3 protein-coding genes are annotated in these 20,827 nt (G+C 49.2%); 2 read left to right on the top strand and 1 reads right to left on the bottom strand.

The window, feature by feature from the left end:
- Positions 1 to 238: 238 nt before the first annotated feature.
- The gene (locus H6F86_RS13655) at positions 239 to 10,972 is read left to right on the top strand and encodes a hypothetical protein (protein ID WP_190449166.1); all 10,734 of its coding nucleotides are present in this window, start codon (positions 239 to 241) and stop codon (positions 10,970 to 10,972) included.
- A gap of 145 nt (positions 10,973 to 11,117) precedes the next feature.
- Positions 11,118 to 19,670 (top strand): LamG domain-containing protein, encoded by an 8,553-nt coding sequence (locus tag H6F86_RS13650; RefSeq protein WP_190449165.1) that lies wholly within the window; start codon positions 11,118 to 11,120, stop codon positions 19,668 to 19,670.
- 256 nt (positions 19,671 to 19,926) lie between these two features.
- On the opposite strand, the gene H6F86_RS13645 is transcribed toward H6F86_RS13650, so the two are convergent.
- A complete protein-coding gene (locus H6F86_RS13645; RefSeq protein WP_190449164.1) occupies positions 19,927 to 20,523 on the bottom strand; it encodes a hypothetical protein in 597 nt (198 codons plus the stop codon).
- Positions 20,524 to 20,827 lie beyond the last annotated feature (304 nt).

The following is a 20,827-nucleotide window of genomic DNA, read 5'->3' as shown; positions in this document are numbered from 1 at the left end:
TTCAGTACTGTAACAAAGGCACCTAAGTTTGTTGGTCGCAATTTGCAAAATGTAGTGTAAGTCTGCAATCGTACTGTTCCCAACTTTTCCACTCTCGGACTACGTACAAACTTATATTTTTAAACAATTGGTATAAAAACGTCACAAGCATCTTTGATAAGAGGCAAGCACCCAAAAGGGTGATGCTAAGTTTGCTAACAACCGTCAAGATCGGGCTACCCAAAACCAGGAGTTGATCGTGGCAAACATTACAGCAGTGCGTTTCAGCCCTACCCTGCTGCAACCGATGCGGAGATTTGTACAAACCGATGGGTTTGCTCGCTATGAGGTTGACACCAGCCGTCCTTATGTTGAAGTTGGATCAGGTGAAAATTATGTGACGATCGACACGATTGGTCCAGTTGATAGTAGCGGTAAGCCGATTGTCATCACCGATCCAATCAATTTAAGCAATGCCGAGATTACTCAGCCCTTTCTAGTAGTTCCAACTAGGCTAATTATCGATGCAGCCAAAATAGCAGTTCAGCTTGTCGGCACCTTGCAGTATCTGGCAATCGAGTGGGCAGCCGATCAACTGACTGAGGTTTTGCGGACAGTTGCCCCGAACTTTGCAGAACAGGGAACTCAAGGAAACAGCAAGGTGGTGCTGCGTATTGTTTTGGGAAATCCAATTCAAGAAGTGCGGTTCGATTGGTCGGTGTCTAACAGTTCACGGACATTCACGCTACCAGGAGTACAGGTTAAAACACCGGATACTGCTGATTACAGTTTAGTTTTTAGTAACCAGAATCAAGAAAATGACTTGCGGTTGTTATTGACTGCCGAAAAAGGTCAGTTCTTTACTGCAAACAGCACATTTGCTTGGGAAAGAAACGGACAGCGTGAATTACAAAATGATGAAAAGCAGTTTACACCTAATCTCTTTGAATTAACTGCAACAGCGGGAAAAAAAGTTAGTTTGGTTTTAATAAAACTTGCGTTGAAAGGCAGTAATTCGCCAACTTTCTTCCAACAATTAAATAATCCATTAACTCAACTAAATTTCGATGTGCCGAATTCACTCGCTCAACCGATTCTAGGTAGAGATGCAAACCCATTGGAAGTTGCTGCTTGGAGTATTGAATTTAAATATAATTTAAAGAATCTATTTAAACTGCCATTCCTACAGCGGGATGAGAAATCAAAGGATGGAGATCGAAGCCAGTTTATTGAGATTGGGCAGCCTGAATTCGCTGATGATCCTCCGACTTTTAACAAAAACCCGATCGAATTTCTCCTTCCCATCAGTGTAGCGGTTGGCAGCTTAAAGTTTGCGACTAAAATTCAAGCTAAATTCAACTGGGAAACCTTTGCTTTATCGGTGAATCATGAAGAAGGGATTAAGCTGCTCTCGCTTGAGGAGAATTTACCTGAGCAGGATTATCTAGGATTAACCTGGAAATTTAGAGGAACGCCTGCAAAAGATGAAAATGGAAAGCCAATTAAAGATAAGAATGAAAAACAATTTTATCACTATTTCACGCTAGTCACACAAGATTATAACTACCAAATACAGCAAGCGAAAGGAGCAGTATTTGAGATTAGTTACACACGCGCTAGTGATGAGCCGATCGTCTTTGAAATTGAACAGTTTGCCCTAACACCAAACGGCATTAACTTAACGGCTGAAGTTACCGATCGTCCTGCCAAACTGAACGGTATTGATACAAAGTTTCGCTTCCACGGTAGCCGTTTAGAGATTAAAGAGAACCGGATTAACGACTTTACGCTGAGTGGATCAGGCCCCTTACCTCCAGCCTTGGTGGGGGATGCGATCGCGGATATTGCCCTTCAGTTCAGTCAACGTGAGGGTAATCTGACTCTAGTAGCAGGTAGTGCCAAACTTAAAGGTAATCAACTGCTGAAATGCCAGGGAACCCGATTTCAGTTTTCGATTGACGCGTTGGGTTTGAAGTTCGTTAACGATGGCAAATTCCACCTTTACTTTACGTTGACAGGCAGTGCCCAATTTACGCCACTCCCTTCAGACGACAGCAATTTTGCCTTAGCTCTACTACAAGTAATCAAAATCGATCTGGTGGAATGCCCGCTCACTGGCGATGCTCGTGTGATCAGCAAGCATGTCAAGTTTTTGATTGAGTTACCGAAGCCCAAGTCATTTAACTTCCTCGGCTGCTTTGAGATGGAATTGCGGGCGATCGGGTTTATTCCACAGGCGACTGAGTTTGGCGCTGCTCCGGCAATGGAACTGTCAGGACAGCTCAAATTTGCGCAGGGTGTTGGTGATACACCAAATTCACGTCCTGATTTGCATCGCTTGATGATTGCTTTGCCAGAACCCGGATCAATCTTGCCTCGGATTCACTTTAAGGAACTGGCAGTTAATCTGAATATTGGAGAAGCCTTCCGCTTGAATGGCTCCGTCAGCTTCAAAAACAGTCCTGAAGAACAAGGATTTGATGGTGAAGGAACACTGGAAATTCAAGGCCTGCCAACGATAGCAGCGAGCTTTGCTTTCTTACGGGTGCGGCGAGATGAGTCTTCCCCTTGGTTGCGTGCCTGGTTTATCTATTTAGAAGCGCGCAAGGTTAGTTTTCGCATTCCGGTCGTAGAACTCTACATTCGTGAAGTAGGGTTAGGCTTTGGCTATCGCTATACGCTGGTCAGCATCAAGGAAGCAGATCGCCAGAACGATCTGAAAAAACTACTCAAATCATTGCGCGATCTCTCTCGCACTCAAGGCGATTTGTCGAAGCGCGATCGCTGGGCAGTTGATCTGGAAGCAGCAGGTGAAGATCCACGTTGGACGATCGTCTTACGGGCCTTGATTTCCCAAACGAGTGCATCTCCATCACCATTACGTTGGGAAAAAGAAGCCGAGCGAGTATTGCCTTGCGTATTCCTGTTTGATACGGTAATTGCCTTCCGCAGTGACCTCACTTTCTTTATGGCTGCGCGTGCTTGGATTAACACCAACTATTACGATTACGTCACTAATCTTGATGGCAAAGAGCAAGTTCAGGGTAAACCGCTCTTCAGTGGATTTGTGTTGCTCTCACCACGTCGAAAACGCTTCCTGGCTCAGGTATCTTCTAATCCAGAAGGTTTCCTGGGAGCCCGTCCGCCCATGCCTGAAATTGTGCAAGAAGCCATTCGCAACAGTCAATTTGCTGCCACTGTGCTGATTGAACCAGGGCTAATGCACTATGAGCTAGGCTGGCCCAATATGTTGCGTTGGGGCATGCCTCTTGGTCCGCTGAAGGCAGAAGCGCGAGGTGGATTTATTTTCCGGGTATCTAAAAAAGAGCTAGTGCTAGGGGTCAGCTACCTGGCACGTGCCACTCTGGATATTAAAGCAGATTTTGATTTTGGCTTTATTGGTTGTCGAGTACGGGCCTTTGCCCAGATCGCCTATGGAGCAAGGTTGATTGGCGTTATAGGACTCGCTCCAAACAGCTCGTCTGGTTTGTATGGAGCGATTGGCTTAGAAGTGCAAATTCAGTTCTCGATCGAGTTCTGGCTGCGTATTAAGTTGCTGATTAAAAAGATTACGCTATCCTTCCGATTCAGCCTCACAATTGGCTTTACTGTAGGCTTAGAAGTGGGATTGGTCGGGAAGAATGTCCCCGGATTGCGCGGCTCAGGGACAATCGCTGTCTCTTGCATGGGACACACACTTCAGCTCAATATCAAACTAGGAGTTAACGAAGAACAAGTTAAAGCTGCCAGAGCCTTGACTGACAAATTCCTCAAGGTTGGGCTGGAAGCCACGGATGTTGAGCCTGTTCCTGGCGTTACTCCTAGAGCCGTGACAACTGCACGATCACTTCGATCGCCCGATCGCTCAATGGCTTCCAATGAAGTTCCTGGCGTTACTCCTGGAGCCGTGACACCTGCGCAATCACTTCGCTCACTGAGTAATCCAGAATTGTCGGATGAAACAGAACTCAGAAATGGGATAGGTAAGCTGGACAGTGATGCATCGAAGTCCACATCGACGTTGAGTGTGCCCAACTACAGTATCTTTGTCATCCGAAAACCGAATGCTCAAGACGAAAAATTCTTTGTCTTATTGCCGCAAGGTGAGATTGAATCAGGATTTCTGCCTGTTCCCCCTGACAAATCTATCACTGTCACAGCCGATTTCTGTTTGATTATTCCTAAGGTGACAAATAACGAATCACCTGAAGGTGAATCACCTGAATCAACAGAAAATACATTTAAGCTCGATTGGTTCAACCCTAAGAAAGGAGATTGGGATCCAATTGAGTTGAATGAGAACTCAGCGAACGAGGAAGATGCTGCTGTTAGCGAAATCAAGATTCCTCTGAAAGCGAACTGGAATGTAATGTATCAAAGTAATGCTGAATCATACGAACTCGACGAAAACAATAAACTAAAGCCGAAGAAGGACGAACCTCCAGCATTAACTCTGGGTGAATACATCAGTTATGCCTTTGTTAAAAGTGATGATGGTACTGGGTTAGTTGATCCGCAACCTTTGCCCGGTTTGGAGAACTTGGTTGATGAGCGAGTACAAAACTCTTCTGAGAATGCTTTTGAGGCAGCGGTAAGAGGTGCGGCAAAACAGTTCCGCAGTTCACCTTACTTCAAGCAAGATGAAACAGTTGAGTACGAGCAAATTTTGAGTGCAGCATTCGAGCAGAATACAACGCTCTACAGAGATTCAGGTCAAGTTCCTGGAGTTGATCCAAATGATCCTGATAAACCACCTGTAATCAACCGAGATGATTTAGAGTGGCGCAAAATGCAGGAAACGCAGCAGGCGTATCAAGTTCGTGGCATGGTGATTCACGATATTGTAGCGGATGTGCGTCAGTATGCTGGAGTTTCAGAGACGGCAACAGAGCCGTTGGACATTGCTCAATCGATTCCATTTCAAATGGGTTTAGTATTTCGCTTTAAGGGCAATCCACCCAGATGGTTACAAGATAACGGAGATACAGCACAAGTCAGGATTCAACAGCGGCAAAATGCAGGTTCCACTAAGCCTGATTCGGAAGAAAAGACGGTTCGCACATTTAATATTGCTCGTGCCACCAACGATCAGACTACCTTCTCCACCGATTATTCAGAAAATCCGCCGCAGTTCCGTCATGTAAAGCAGTTTACGGATGCAAATACCATTGCGCTCGCTTGGGATCTGGTATGGGATCAGCCGGCCCCTGCAAACTGCACAGCTTGTCAAACCGATCCGGAACATCATCTGCACCATTACGAAGTGCGTCGCCGTGCCCTCGACACCAATGAACGAGAGATTGTTTACACGCGCACTCCTGCGGATGCCCTGCACCGAGACAAAACCAATCGAATTCGGCGAATTCGCTCTCGGGTGCAGATCAACGACAATTTCAATCAGGAAACGCTGCAAGCACAGGCAACTCTTCCACCTGAAGGACGCAGCTATCTTTACACTATTACGCCGAGCGATCATTCAGGCAATCTAGGCCGTCCATTAACGCTAGTCGCAACACGCTTTCCTAATGAACCACCTTCTGTTCCTGTAGATGGTGAACTGATTCTTAACTATCATCTCAAGCCCAATGATTTCACGATCAAAGAGCAACCCGAAGTTATTCTCAATGCGGAACAGCCTGATTGCCTTGCCGTGCATGTCGAGTGGTCAGAACCGATGCAGCCAAAAGTCGGACCTGCCGTGGCGATCGATCAATATCTGCTGATCTTTCGCAAAGAAGAAACGTTGCCGATTGGTAGTTATGGCTTAGACAGTACAACTAATCGTCCGCGCAGCCATCATTTGCCCACCTCAAATGCACGACAGCTACCGACTGATATTGAAATTAAGCTTGATGCCAAAGGATCACGCAACGCAAAATTTGCCGAGATCGATGTGGCAACGCTTCAGGCAAAAGGCATTATTCCACCCGGAAACAATCCGCAATGGCGACCCGAAGCTTGGCGCGTCTTCTTCCAAACGGTTTCTCAAGGCAAGGTGCGATCGGCGTTAGCTCCGGTACAGTTGCTCTTGCGTGTGGAACCCAATCCTAGTGTCATATTTACGCAGAAGAAAGACGATCGACGGGAAGAACGTCGCTTAGCAGAACTGGAATGGCTTCCCTATCCCACAAAGCTGCCACTGCTGCCACCAGAAGATCTACTGGGAATTGCGGGCCAAGCTCACTTCCCGATGCCCAATTTGAGCAGGGAAGTTCCACGGTTTGATGGCACGCTAAACGGCATTTCGTACCAGACGCATCCTACAGGCATTCGCTGTTTGCGGTTCCGCTGGAATCAAGGCGCGAGTCATAATGCCAACTATCCGATCGATCTGGTTTCGATCTATCACCTGCATCAACTTGATATTGATGCGCATACCACCGAAACATTTGACCATCCGGTCAAGTTAGGTCGGGCAATTCGGCTGCTGCAAGACATTCAGATGCTTCCGGCCGAAGACCTGTCGCTGGCTCCCAACCACACGCTAACGGCAAGCCAGTGGGAAGCCTGGTATCCCAGTACCATGCGACGCAAGCAAGTGCGATCAGCAGCAAAATCTTCTGATTCACCCAATCCATCTTCATTTAAGGTGACTGGCTCAGAATTGCCTTACTCGTCCTGGTATTCCTGGCGTGAATCGCGACTCGTATTCCCAGAGTGGGAGGGCTTGACGGCTGGGACCAACGGACAACGCACAACGTCTCTGCATCCGCTCCTGCAAGCAATGCTCGATGACTTGGCTAAACCAAAGGTAGAGGATTCTAATGCTACCTACAAACCTGATGTGCAAATTCTGCCGCCGTTCAAAGCGAGCGATCTAACTGCCTTCCTCACCAACACTGCCACTAAGACTGACCCCTATGGCTGGAATGTGTTGCAACGGCTCGGCTTATCGACTACCTTCTCGCTCTATATCCAGTCGAATGATAAGGCTGTACCGCAAGGCAAACTGGTGCAGGGAGAAGCTTTGCTGAATGCAGTTCATAGTGTGTTGGATCCTTTGTTGTTAGCCAGTCAGTGGCAGTTACTCAAGCCTCATCTGCATGTCGAACTCTTGTTCCAACCCAGTCAAAGTGTGCGGCTCAGCAATGAGGATGCAGAAGCTCAAGGATTGTTGGCACTGGTGCAAGTTAGTTTGCGTCCGACGATCGAGCAGTATTTGCAGTACGCTCAGGTCACAGTTACAGGAACTGCAAAATCGACGGTCGAACTATTGTTTAGCGGCGCAAATTGTACCGTCATTAATCAATCAGATTCGGCAAGTGGACAAACAGATTTGAATACGGAAAAGGGTGCTGTTCGGTATCGCGTTACTCTACCACTCACCGGAAGCACAACGCTGCTGATTCGCACAGGATCAATCTTACCCAAGGTAGAAGTGGCAGAAGGTGAGGGGCGACAATCTCCGACAGGAGTAAAGCTGACCACTGTGCAGCCATTTGCAGTGACAGATGATCGCTCTACTTATTTCCAGTCTCCTGACACATTAGCCATTGATTTCAGTAATGCCAGCAATCCTGTGGGTCGAGAATGGCTCAAGCTGAAGCGGTATGTTGAGTCACTCAACAGCAATGACGCAGATGATCCAAAAATTACCATTCCCATTGACAAAGAGCGAATTGAGGCAATTCTGCCTGACTTCCAGCTCTGGTCACAGCGATTCTTCGACATTGGGGGCGATGTCACCGCAACTTCTCTTGAACAGCAGCAGCACGGCGTTTTCGCACAAACCCAGGACGGTATTTGGTTAGCAACTGCCTACCCTAGAGCCGGATCACCTGCCTACGCCACTCCTGATGCCAACGGTCGCCTCACCTATGATCATTTGCTGGAAGACAAGTGGGCGCACAACTATCGGTTCTATATCCAGCCGATCGGACGCTATGACCTGCTGTGGTCGAGTTTGCAACAATCACCGAATCTGATTCCTAAAGTTGCTGGAATTGCAGCCGAAACGTTACCAACTGTGATGCCCGATCCTAAGCAAGCTGGACTGGACATCGTGCTCGATCGCACTCAACCTGTAGAGATGCCTGTCGTGCTTAGTTCGAGTCGTCTGGATGCACCAAAAGTACCAAAGCAACCAGAATCATCAGAAGCGCTTGAGCCGAATGTAGACAATCCTCAGGTGGACAATCCCCAACTACCACCGGGGGCAACCTGGGAAGTGATTGTTGCTCAGCACCCAGAGCAGAGTTTGATGGAACGCAATCAAACCTTAGCAAGACAGCTTTCTTTCCGTCAGATTGCCTTTACCCTGCTGCGCCGCTTTGCCGACCCTGATCAGATTTTGCTACTGGATCAAGCTGTGAACGAGTTCCAAAAAGATCAAGCTGTGAACGAGTTCCAAAAAATTCACAATAAACCTCACAATCTAGAGCTGAAATCTGTAGAAGATCAGTATCCCGCTCTTCCTACTACCCCTGCCCAACCCGATCACCTGAAGCTATCAGGGAAATTAGAAGAGAGCGATGCAATCACGCTGGATTTACCGCAACGACTCAAGAACTTCCAGCAAGGGGCACTGGTGCTGCAATGGCAAGCGCTTCCGTTCTTCTACGAACATCAATTGCTGTTAATCGCCCAAACGAGTTCACAAGTATCTGCAATCAATCAAATTACTCAACGAGACTTTGAGTATGTTGCACCACCGCCTTATGCGATCGTTGAAGCAAGCGATTGGTCACCTTCTACTTCAGAAGCGCCTGCAATGCGACTCCGGCAGATTCAAATTCCGTTGCGGCAACTGTGGGACAGCTTGCCTGCTTCTGCTCAAGCGCAATGGGCGGCCGAACAGCCTGATGCTGAAACCAGTACCGATCGTCCTCGCAAATTATCTTCCTTGCCAGATTTAGGAGTCGTGTATCAAATTATCGAAACCTACAGCGGCAATGTTGAAGTACAAGCAGAAATTGGGCTAGAGCGAAAAGAAGAGAAAAATGTCCTCACCGGTAAATTTGTGCGAAAACAGTTGGGGCGGCGTTTCCTGGCAGAGTTGGTAAATTTGGTTCCCCCAGATGCTCAAACCCCACAAGCACGTTATATCTTGAGCGTCATCCTGAAGCAGGTGACTGAAGAAATAGTGCAGCGATCGTATCCTGCCGTGATCATTCCTGAAAAAGCCACTTTTGACACGCCCAAACTGACTATCACCGGAATTCTGACCAGAGCCGATCGCGACGACATCTTACTCAGCAGTGTCAATGTCGATGATAAGACTCGGAAGGATTTGAAAAAGCTTTTGACGAAGGATGCGGAACAGCCTTTGACGGGAACCGTACCCACTGATGCCAATTTGCAACAGTTCTTCGCTAATCCTCAAGATCGTCAAACCTTCCTGCACGACTTCCAGGTACTTGATCGCATCTATCAAGGCTGGTTCAGTCAGGAGCCAATCTCTCGTCCGCGCGAGTTGCCTGAAGAATTACCTGCCCTGAAGCAAACGCTCGACTTCCCCGAATCAGAAAACTGTACTTTCGTCTGGCAGGGAACCATAACAACAGAAGAACAAGCTGCATTGCGGGCGATCAAGGCAGATGAAAGCTTTAAGGCGGCTCTGAAACGATTGTCCGATCGAGCAGTGCTGGCTGATCCTAATGCAGTAATTCGGGAAAATGCAGTGCTAGGCTTGGATCAAGTGCCGCAGAACGTAAGCGATCGAATTCAGTTCAGCATTGATGCGACTAAACGCTATACCGGGTTGACTTGGACAGGGCTACTATACGACAGCGACGTAGAGGCATTGCAACGCTGGGCTCAAATTCCTGTCTTCACTACTGCCATTAATGCTCTGATTGCCGAATTCGATAGCAGATCGATTAGCAAGACCTTACCTGTACCCCGTCCTTTACAGGAAGAACTGCCCAATATTTTGCAGAATCAGCTTCAGATTGGCGACGATCGACTGCGCTGGATTAGTCCTGCTCCCACCGATGCTCAATGGGATGCCCTGACTCGACTGACCGGAGATACTGAGTTCCTGAATGCCCGGAATGATCTAGTAAGTGCAATCAACCGCGATCGAGCTGTACCAATGGTCCCAGAGCGCAAACGTCCTCAGCAGTCAAACTTGCCCGACAGTATTCGGAACCAGCTTCAGATTGAGAGCAGCCGTTTGATCTGGAATACGCCTCTACCAACAGCACAGCAGCGTCAGGCAATGCAGCAACTCCGAGGAGATGATGCCTTCGAGAGTGCTATTAATCAACTTCTGACAATCATTCCTCCCAATCCGCTGGACCTGCTTCCCGGTGCCTATGACGTCCCATTAGGAACAGCTCCACTTGGCCGTCCAAGTCAGGCAGATTTACCCGCCGCAATTCGTAATCAGCTTCGGATTGAGCCAGGTCAATTACGCTGGCTGGCTCCTACTCCTACCGATGCCCAACGTCCGATTTTAACTGGGCTGAGTGGCGATCCGGGTTTTACAGATGCCCTGCAACGTCTGCTCAACGAAATTGACGCGGTCCAAACCGTACCCATGAATCCTCAACTGCGTCGCCCCCGCCAGAAGGATCTTCCCGATGTGTTGAAAGCGCAACTGCAACTGACACCAGCCGCACAGCCAACTCAAATCACCTGGACAGGCAGAGTCCACACGCCTGCTCAATGGCAACTGCTGAAGTCTTTGGCAACCCAGGGTGATCCACCCTTCCAGACTGCAATGCAAGAAATCCTTGATACCCTACGAACCCAGCCTACCTTGATCGCCTTTGATCTACCCGTTCGTCCGCAACCCGAAGACTTGCCGGAAAACCTGCGCGACAAGCTTCTTATCGGGCGATCGCTGATGCGCTACCACGGACTAATGACCCTTGCCGAAGGTCAGGCACTACAGAACCTAAGCGAACTCAAACCTGATCGCCTATCCATCTCCAGACTCTACAATGCGTCCCTAAATCGAGGCTTACAAGGCAGACAACTCAACATCGGCACCAGGCGCGGCAGTGCAGCTCCCCGTGACACTGAACTCACTGTGAAACCGTTGAGCTAAACAATCTGAGCCAGCACTCAAAGTCCCCCAGAGTTGAGTGATTTAGGGGGCAAGACAACAGTGCAACTTCAAGCAAAAAAACTTTGTCTATACAGTAGCCCTCTCCCTCCTCTAACCCTAACGCAAACATCCCCCACTCCTGACTATGTTTCCCAACCTTCCCCATCTCTCCCTCAAAGGTCCCTTCTGGTCAGCAGAGGCCGAAGTGATTCAACTGGCAGACCCGCAGCAAAACTGGGCATTTCGATCGCTGTTTCTCGACATCAACCCAAAAAATGCGCTGGGGGCACAAAACCTGCTGTTGCCTGGAACGCTGCTTGTGCTCTGTTGGGTGAAACAAGTGCGCGTCACCACTGCAAATACGCCGCAACAAAGCTATCTTTGGCAGCGCAAAGCCGGAGAAACGAGTCCGAAAAATCCGACGCTGGCGCAGATCGAAACCTTGCTGAAGTCAGGACAGTTGGTGTTGCTGTTGGTGGAAGCTGATCCAGATCCAACCAAATGGCGCAGGCAAAATCAGGATGCTTTCCCTGAACTGGTTTGCCTTGCTGGAGATATTAATCTAGATGTGCTAACTCCCGCTCAGGATGTCGATCGCTTCTATGCCGCACTGCGTCTGAGGAAAGCGGATGATTTTTCGAAGCGTGAGGATGCCGCTCGTCTGCTAGGAGCGATTTCAGTTCATGGGAGTGGACTATCGATCGCCGCAAAGGTGCGTCTGCCTTGGGCAACGGAACTGATTACAGCAGTGTTTCAGCTTGCCCGTACCTTACCTGACCCTAGTGGAGGCAATTTAAAGTTTCGCCTGACCCTTGAAGCAGATCGCCTTACCGCAGAGGAAAACGATACTTTAATCAATCGCTGGAATAATCTCAGCAGTTATCTCAACTCGCGCAATCCTCAAAACCGTAAGAGCCGGACCGTGTCTGTGCCTAATTGGGTAACGTTGGAGATTGCTAATCCGCTTCGGTTGCCGCGCCTTTATTGGGAGATTGCTAATTGGCAGGAACCCGCCGCCGTCGATCGTGATAAGCCGTTGCCCATCTTGTTTGAGCGAGGCGAAATTAACTTGCTGTTGAGCGATCAGCAGCCCTATGACACAGAACAGCGCCCAACTTCTCTGGCGCAAATTGTTCCAGACAAACTCAGCATTCAGCGCGAAGGCGATCGGCTCACGGTGGCTCTAGAATCTGGCAAATCGATCACTTCGACTGAAACTTTGAAATATACGGCAAGGCTGAATCAATCCAATTGGGATGAATCGCTAGAACTGCAACAGCTTCAGCTTGCCTTTAGCTCCGTGCAAACAGCGCAACTGCTGCGCGATGTTCAAAAACAATCGATTCCAGAATGGATCGTGCCTCAAGGAAGTGAGAAACCGAGTCCGATCGAGCCCTCCTTACTCTGGGGTTTTATGCCCCTGGAAGATGGTTGGGCACAACTGCCAATTCCTAACCTGACTGAGCAGATTTATCTCGATGCTAATCTGGTCCTAGAAGGCGAGCGCAAGCCTGATCCAGGCATCTTCGCACAGGGAGCAGTGTCATTAGGGAATAGCCGTGAAGACCAACTGAAGCAATATCGCAACGAGCAACCCTGGAGCATCACTTGGACAGATGCCAGCTATCTCACCGGAACTTGGCAATTGCAGAAAACAGGTGAGACATTCCAACTGCAAACGATCAATCTCGATGCGATTGCACCAGAGGTTGTCTTAAACGGCTTCCTCTGGCTCAGCACTCAAGCTCCGACTGCGGCGGATGCGCTGCCCTCAGTAGAGAACTGGATTTCTAGCTTGCAATCTGTTCCGCTTAAGTCGATCGAACCACAGGCTGATCTGTTTCCACCGTTAATGACTACCCGCTTTGAAAAGCTAGAGATTAAATCTCGATCGACTGCGCCTCAGTTGCAAGATTGGTCAATGATTTATGGTGCGAACGCGACACTGTTAAACCAAATGGTGACCAAAGGCGTATTGCCCACTGATACCTTCAGCCAATATCCGCCGATTGTCTGGCGCAGGCACAAATCACTGCCGATGGTGCAGGCACTTCCCTTAACGCAAAGCCAGTCTCCGCCAAATTATCCTAGCCCAAACCGTCAGCTCGTTCCCTTTCAGCTTGCCGTTGCAAAAGACAGCACTAATCCGGCGATTGGGTTGCCGAACAACTGGAAGTTTGGCGTGGCTCTGGAGAACGGTGCCGCATCGTGGTGTACAGTTTCGGCTGAGACAGCAATTGCACCTGCCGCAGATTGGCAAACCCTGGCAGATTTACCGTTAGTGGCTCTGTCACTTCCGGGAGTCGTGCTTGATCCAAATCGGTCAGGCAAGAGACTTCCTACTGATGACAGCACCCAACTGCCACTACAATATCGCTTCGATTTGCCCTACAGCGATGAGATTAATGCGCTCGCCCAACTACCTAAAATTCCACGTGACCCGAAGCAAGTCTCGCCCCTACCAGATGACCCACAGCCGCAACCGCCCAAGCCTCTGATCCGCGAAACTTTGGCAGCCCACTGGCAACAGCTCAGTGAACGGGCATCTTTGGCAAGTGCTGATGCAACTAAGGCGATCGCACTTCAAGGCGGTCAAACCCTGATTCGTCATCTGGTGGAGCCATTTGATTGGCAGGTGAAGCTGACAACTGATCTCGATACTTATCCGGGTTCACTCAATCTCGCAAATTCAGATAACAGTGCTGCTTTACTGCTCACCGCAGACACGGCCCTAAAGGGCGTTTCTGGAGATTTCGCCGTCACGCAGAACCGGATCGATCGCCTCCCAGATGACCATACTGTCAGCAATCCCTTCCATCTTGAAGCGGGAAGCATGGCAGCCCATATCGATAAAGATGGTACATTCCGCGATCAGCGAGGTTTGCTTCGCAGTGCTACCCATTTGTCAACCGCAAACTCCAACTTACTGAAAACCCCCGTTCGCTTGGAGGAAGACAGTACTAACTATGAACTGACTTCGCTCCTAACAACCGTTTCCCTTAACTTCTCTGGCAATGCAAACTGGCAATTCTGGTTCCGCGATTTGCCTGTAAAAGCCAGCAGCTTCGACAGCGTTCGTTCTAAAGTGGCGCAAGATGTAAATGATCCTGATGCTCTATCGCGCAAGTTCAACTATCTAGAAGGCTACGAATGGCGGCTAGTCGGTAATTCCCTGTTTTCGCTCGATTTCTTTCCCCTAACGTTACAGAAGGTTGTCTTTGCCAATGATCAAATCGATGAAGTAAGGATCGTTGGTCGATTACAGCTACCGTTGCCTGGTCGTAAGGAACTGGAACAATTCAATAATGCAGTGCAGGTAACGTTTAAGCGCGATGCCACTGGCCAACTTCAATTTGACCAAATTGAGCGAGTTTCCCCGATCAGCGAGTGGTTCCTAGCACTGGAGGGGAATGAGTCTTCAGAGTCTCCGCTCTTGCAGTGGAGCATAGTGGAAGCGACCCCAGCAAAAGATGGCATTGTCGTTCGCGATCTGGACTTGACGTTTACGTTATTTGAAACGAGTTGGACGATCGCTCTCAGTCCACTCACGTTCTGTCAAGGAGATACTACCCTTGAGCAGACCTACACTTTCTCGAATCCCAGTCCATCGGCACTGTTGCCTGATCGCACAACGCTGAAACTGGATCTCGATGAGGGCAATCATGATCTTGATTTCTTCCTGCAAGTTCGGCTTGGCGATCTCAGTTTGCCTAGATTGACCTTTGCTGCCCAAATTCACTTTCCTCTGTTACCAGATACATCTCTCATCTCCGCAGAATCAGTTACTTTATTTGGCAACTTGAAGCTGACGCCACCTAACCGTCAACCGACCGTGTTGTTTAATCGCAATGCGCTGAAGTTTCAGTGGCAGAGTTATGAGCTGGATACGGCAGATGCTTCGCCCTTACAACTGCTGCCCGGAATGCCGCTTCGTGCTCATCAGTCTCCCGGCTACGTTGCTCTCACCTTTGGGATCGAGCTTGGAGACACGAAGATTCCGACGCTGAAATTGCAGACCGCTTTTACGGAGGCAATGCTGTCCTGTCAATGGAGCGAGTTTCTTCAATCGGCTACAGTCACCAGTCAACCAAGTCTCGATCAGGTATTCGGCTCCTCTGCCGGCGATTTGGTGATTGGCTACACCGATCGCTATGATGCTCCAACCTCGAAATGGAAACAGTCTTTGCTGCTGAATGGCTTTTTGGAAGTGAAGAGCCTGATTTCCTGGGCACTGGATACTGCGATCGATACAGCTGCCTCTCAAATTACGCTGCCTGCGGCTCGAACTGCTAATCCTCCAGCACTAAAGCATTTACGGCATACCGCTCGAATCTTGTTCAACCAGACTAGCTTGACTGCTGATCGGCTCATTCCCGGTCAAAGTCAACTGCTGTTTGCGCTGAAGCAACCCTGGCAATTTCTGGCAGTTGTAGAGCATCAGCTCACCCGAATTCTGCCGAATGCTGATCTCAGCCAGATTGAGCTAAAGTCAGACGATCGCTGGACAGCCGTTCAGGAAGTGCGGCTTTTCACGCCCAGCCAGTTTAAGCAAGCCCTGAATAACCTTGCTGCTGCCCAAGTTCTTGACCCGACAGGTAACATTGCTGAGTTGAATCGCTCTAGTTTTGGCTACTGGAATCGGCAGTTCCGTCAGGCACTCACAGACAATAACGGCGAACTTGATCGCCTTCCGAAGGATACGCTGCTGGTGGATGCCAGTGCGCCTCATTGGATTCGCAAAACCCCTGTTAAAGCTGCCAGTCCCACCACACTACAATTCTTGCCCAACGGTGCGCAACTGGGCATTCTCAGCAACCCGAGCGACTACAGTGCTTCCGACCCACATAAGCCCGATTGGCTACTACTAACCACTCCTTTCTTCGGGCGACTGCAAAATCCGCAAATCGATCACCAAGTCCTCACCAATTCCAACGCAACCGTGACCGGACTCCAGATTGATCCGATCCTCGCGATTCAACGACAGCGCACCGCCCAGCCGAGACAACCCTTATCCGACCTGCCACGGATGCTGGCAAACTGGAGCGACGACCTATCTATAACAGTACGAATCTCCGGTTTTGATAGTGCGATCGGGCGAAGCTGGGCAAGGCTCAACGCCCTGTCTCTGGAGGAAAGCTGGTTCCGCTTGCAGCATCCTAAGTTAGAGCAATCTGGACAATTAGACGGACTGCAAAGTATTCTAGCCTCTCTACCTGATACGCCTGCCCGTCTCAGTCGTGCCACTGCTTTAAATCAAGCCTTTACGGTGCTGCGATCGGCCTATCCACCCGAAGAGGACAACACATCAGTTCCAAATTCCACCGCTCTTGACAATCCTTTGCTTGTTTGGCGACCAGATAGCCTGATGGCCACAACTGGAGTGGCTGCCGCCGAAGGTTTACAAGCGCTGTATCTTTTCCAGAAGGAGGGAGATGGCAAAACGGTACGAGATGTTTCTGGCGTTGGCACACCGCTTGATCTGACAATCGCGGATTCATCAAAAGTTGAGTGGCTGAGTGGGGGTGGACTGCGAATCAAACAGGCAACTCAAATTAAGGCAGACCAGCCTGCGCTCAAAATTATTCAAGCCTGTCGCAGCACGAACGAACTGACAATTGAAGCGTGGATTCAGCTTCAGCCCAACCAATCTGTGCAGCAAGGGCCTGCCCGTATCGTCACCCTATCCAATGATACGAACAACCGCTATTTCACCCTGGGCCAGGGTAAGGATGATGGAAAGCCCGGTAACCAGTTCGTTGCGCGCCTCCGAATTGAGAACATGACGAGTTCCAATGGGATTTTGAACAACGGCTTACCACCGATTGAGACAAATCCTGGCTCTGTGAAAGCTGGACTTACTCACGTAGTATTGACGCGACGTGCTGATGGTGAGATGAAATTCTATATCAATGGGCAGGAGCAGGCCAGCAACACCGTACCGAACAAATTGTTCCCAGTTTACCCGAACCAAAACACCGATCAGATCTTCCGCTTTATTCTAGGCAATGAACTGACAGGGGATCGTCCTTGGCTAGGGGACTACCGGCAGGTTGCTCTTTTTAATCGCGCTTTGCCTGCTGCTGAAGTCAAACAACGGTTTGATCGAGGTGTAAGTTCAGTCTCACGTGGTCAACAGCGAGCGGCCTACCCCTGGTCAGCGATTGGGCTACAGGTCTTTACCAGCGGGCTATCTCAAACTAACCAGACAGTTCGAGTAGCCCATCATGCTGCGGCAACCGAATTACCTGCCCGTTTGCAAGTCGGCACTCAAGCAAATCCTCTGCCGCTCAGTCTGACGGTTAGCCCCTATCTTGGCTTAGCATTCCGTCCTGCTCCTGTCCTTCAGCGAGCCAAACTTCGGTTACTCACCGCCGAACTCCTCTGCCTCGATCGCAACACAGGAACCCTGTTACCTGCTGCCAGTCACGTGTGGGCTATTAAGGAAACTCAAGCTGTAGCAGAATACTATAGTAGCAGCCAAACTTGGGCACGGGAGACCCATCGTAGCCTTTGTCCCGATTCCCCAATCGCTATCCTGCGCTTTCGTGAACTGCGAGAAATTGACTCTACCAATACTCAAGCAAATAGTCCCTTACTCACCACCTATGCCTTTGCTTTAGTGACTAATCTGGAACAGCCTCTGCGTTTAGTAAAACATGTCGTTCAATTGCGATCGACCGTGGCTCAACTGCGCTTTCGGGAAGGACAGCTCGGTCCTTTGACAATGCCCAGTGATATCCAACCCTTTGAACTGGCTCCGCCACAGGTGAAAGGCTTACAGCCCCTTCATCTGACACAACGTCCTAAGGCTCAAACTTCACAGACCTGGGATTGGGGTTTAAGTGCGCTGCGGTTAAGTGTGCAATATGGTGAGCAATCTGCAATTGGCAAGCTCCCTGAAGAAACAAATGGATCTGCAACGACTCAGGCAATTACACTTTGGTGGCAAGCTCCGCAGCATCAAGTCCAGTTTCGATCGCATCAGGACGATCAAGCAAAAGCAGATTCACCTCAGGACGACCGGGCAAAAGCGGGTTTACCTGCTCACTTTCGAGCTACTGCAATCCAAAGTTTACTGCCCGTATTGCCCAATCTACCATTGCCCCACATTCCCGCAGGCACACTAGATCAGCCGCCTCTATCCCTAAACGGCCAAACTCTCCTGTCCAACTATTGGCAACCTGTTTTGCCTGCTTCCTTGCGCTATCTGCTGTTAGGGGCGAGATCAGGTACGATGTTTGCAATTCGAAATCAACTGTTGCGGCAGAGTGGACTTGATCCGAATCAGACTGATTCTGGGAAAGGATTGGTTTCTGGCAGTATCCCCGTGCAGCACCGCATTCCCCGTCCGGTTCCCCTGCTGCCCAATCAGCCCAACCAGCTAGAAGCAGCCCTTCAAACCTGGGCAAGTTACTTTGAGCCAACTGAAAATTATCTGCACAGTCTAACTCCAGCGGATGAGGCTTTCTTCGGGGCTGCTGGAACCATTCCGGCTCGTCGTTTGCGAATGACGATCGCTAACTTGGTTCGGGGTGAAATTCCGACCAACTGGGACGGAACGCTAATATTTGCAGTGAAATCTGAATTGAAACTTCCCGAAACAGAGCCCGATCATGCAATCGAGTGGAAGATGCAGCTTTCCTTGGAAGTCAACGGAACTGTCTTTCCTTTCGAGCCTCCAACTCTAGTCCCTCGGCCGCCGAAAGACCAGAAGCTGACTCAACCAGTTCCAGATCAACCCGGGCCAAATCAAGCTCTGAAACCGCCCGAAGAATGGGAATTCAAACCTAAAACCGCAGAGAATTTGCTTAGGCAGATTAGCACCCTGATTTCTGGCTCTATCGTCACTGCAAAAGTTGAGGTCACCCCTGCTTCTGGTAGCGACGGGTTCTTCCAAACGCTGACCTTTTCGTTACGAGTAGTCAGTAACAATAACTTACCTCTGCCGCTCGAACCCCATTTCATTCTGTTTGAAGACCCAGAGTATAACCGTCGGCTTGCTTCATCTACTGCCACCGCTAGCCGCATGGTTCAACTTCCGAATCCTGATCCGAAAAATTCAAACCCGGTTGTGCGAACACTTACCCTCGCTTGCGATCGGCGGGAATATAATATCGACAGTAGCATTTTCCTGCGCTTTGATTGGGATGATGCCGATCGTAAAGCCACGCTGAAATTGTTCCGTTTCGTGAAAGGAATTGCAGAACCCTTAAAGCTCAATAGTGGAACTAATGGAGGTGAGGTAATCAATCCAGGTGAACTGAAATCGCTCTCGCTAAAAGACATTCAAACGAACAGCAAAGTACAACTGCAAGACGGTGATGTGCTAGAGTTGCGACTCATTCCGCAGATTGCTTTAGAGAGTCCCGTCATTCTTCAGATCACGATCGTCGCGAACCCCGTCATTCCTGTACCGCAAGCAGCTTATGCTCTTCTACGCCAAACGGAGAAGAGTTCGGTTCAGGTTGAATGTGTTCGGTTTGCATGGAGCCCCGCTGCAAGCCGCATTGAACTTGTATCCTCTGAAGATCTAAAGACTCAAGTGGTGCGTCGTCGGGCTGTATTCAAATGGCAAGATTCAGCGCGTCCTCAAATCAAAGGAAGCTATGCAATCCAGAAGATTACTCTGACTGGCTCAACTCATTTTCCAACCTTTCCTTTAAAGAAGAAAGTTAATGATGTGTTGCAGATAAGTTAGGCAATAGAAGTTTTGTTGCATGAATGAAGAAGATGGAAAGCTCTGGCCACTTTGACATGCTCATTTCTCCCTCACTGCTACTGCATGTGTTTCCAAGCTTTCCCTAACGTTTTTTCACTCTTCCTCATAGGCGAGCGATCGCTCGGCTTAGGAGGCTAGAAGGAATAACTTGAACATTTTTTGCCGAAACTGTCACGCGTTAACGCCTTCACACAAAAGATGTCCAACTTATTTCTTCTAGACTCCTTAGACTAACTCAACCCCTTAGAGACTTGAGTTCTTCAAGAGTGAATGGATTTTTACCAGCCCTGAGAGTTTTGAGCCAGCGTTGCCGCTGTAACTGCGCCTTCCTGTCCTCCGTTTGAGCCATGAACACTTGAAAGTCCTCAATGGCACCTTTAGTATTACCTGTAGGCGCTCTGGCAAGACTACGGTTGTCTCGAGTTTCAGCAGCTTTAGGTGAAAGCAATACTGCTTTTTCACAAGCAGGTAGTACTGCTTGTGAAAAGTCGTTTAGACTGCCGTCCCAGCAAAGGCTACTTAGAGTATCTGAAGAAAGTTCCACGTTGGGATCAAGAGTGATGGCTTTTGTATAAGCGGCCATTGCCTCCTGAAACTGATGCTCCGCTGAAAAACTTTCCATCTGGCTAAGTAACCCTATAGGTGTCAGTTTCTTGACCTCTGATTGAGGATCAAGTTTCAAACTCGGATCTAACCTTGATGCTTGCTGAAACCGAGTCAGGGGCTCTTCAAACTTACCCTGTTGTCCCAACTCCTTGCCTCCATTCCCAAGGCGTTCAGCTTCTCCCTGCTGGGCTAGCGCTTGCGCCCTTGTTTCTGGCTCTAAGTTCAAGTCAGGATCCAAGTAAGCGCTTAGCGAAATTTAGCCATGGCAGCTTTAACATCTCCTTTCCTGCCCAAAGTGCCGCGATCGCACTGTGCCACCGCTTGGAACGTAGAAGCATTAATAGATTTTATAGCTATAGACAAGACTGTTAGGACGCAGCTTGCTTCAGAACCGACTCCATTGCTTGTCGTAAAGAAACGTGAGTTCGACGGGGTTAGAAGACAACCGGAGGCAGTGCAGGCAAGCCTTTGCACTCCAAGTTCAAGGAGGGTTTTTTCTCCTGATAGGTATACGCAATTAAGCCTGCCAG

The sequence above is a fragment of the Phormidium sp. FACHB-592 genome (assembly GCF_014695795.1).
Lineage (GTDB): Bacteria > Cyanobacteriota > Cyanobacteriia > Leptolyngbyales > Leptolyngbyaceae > Stenomitos.
The sequence above is the reverse complement of the archived record's forward strand: the minus strand, read 5'-3'. Positions and strand labels throughout refer to the sequence as shown.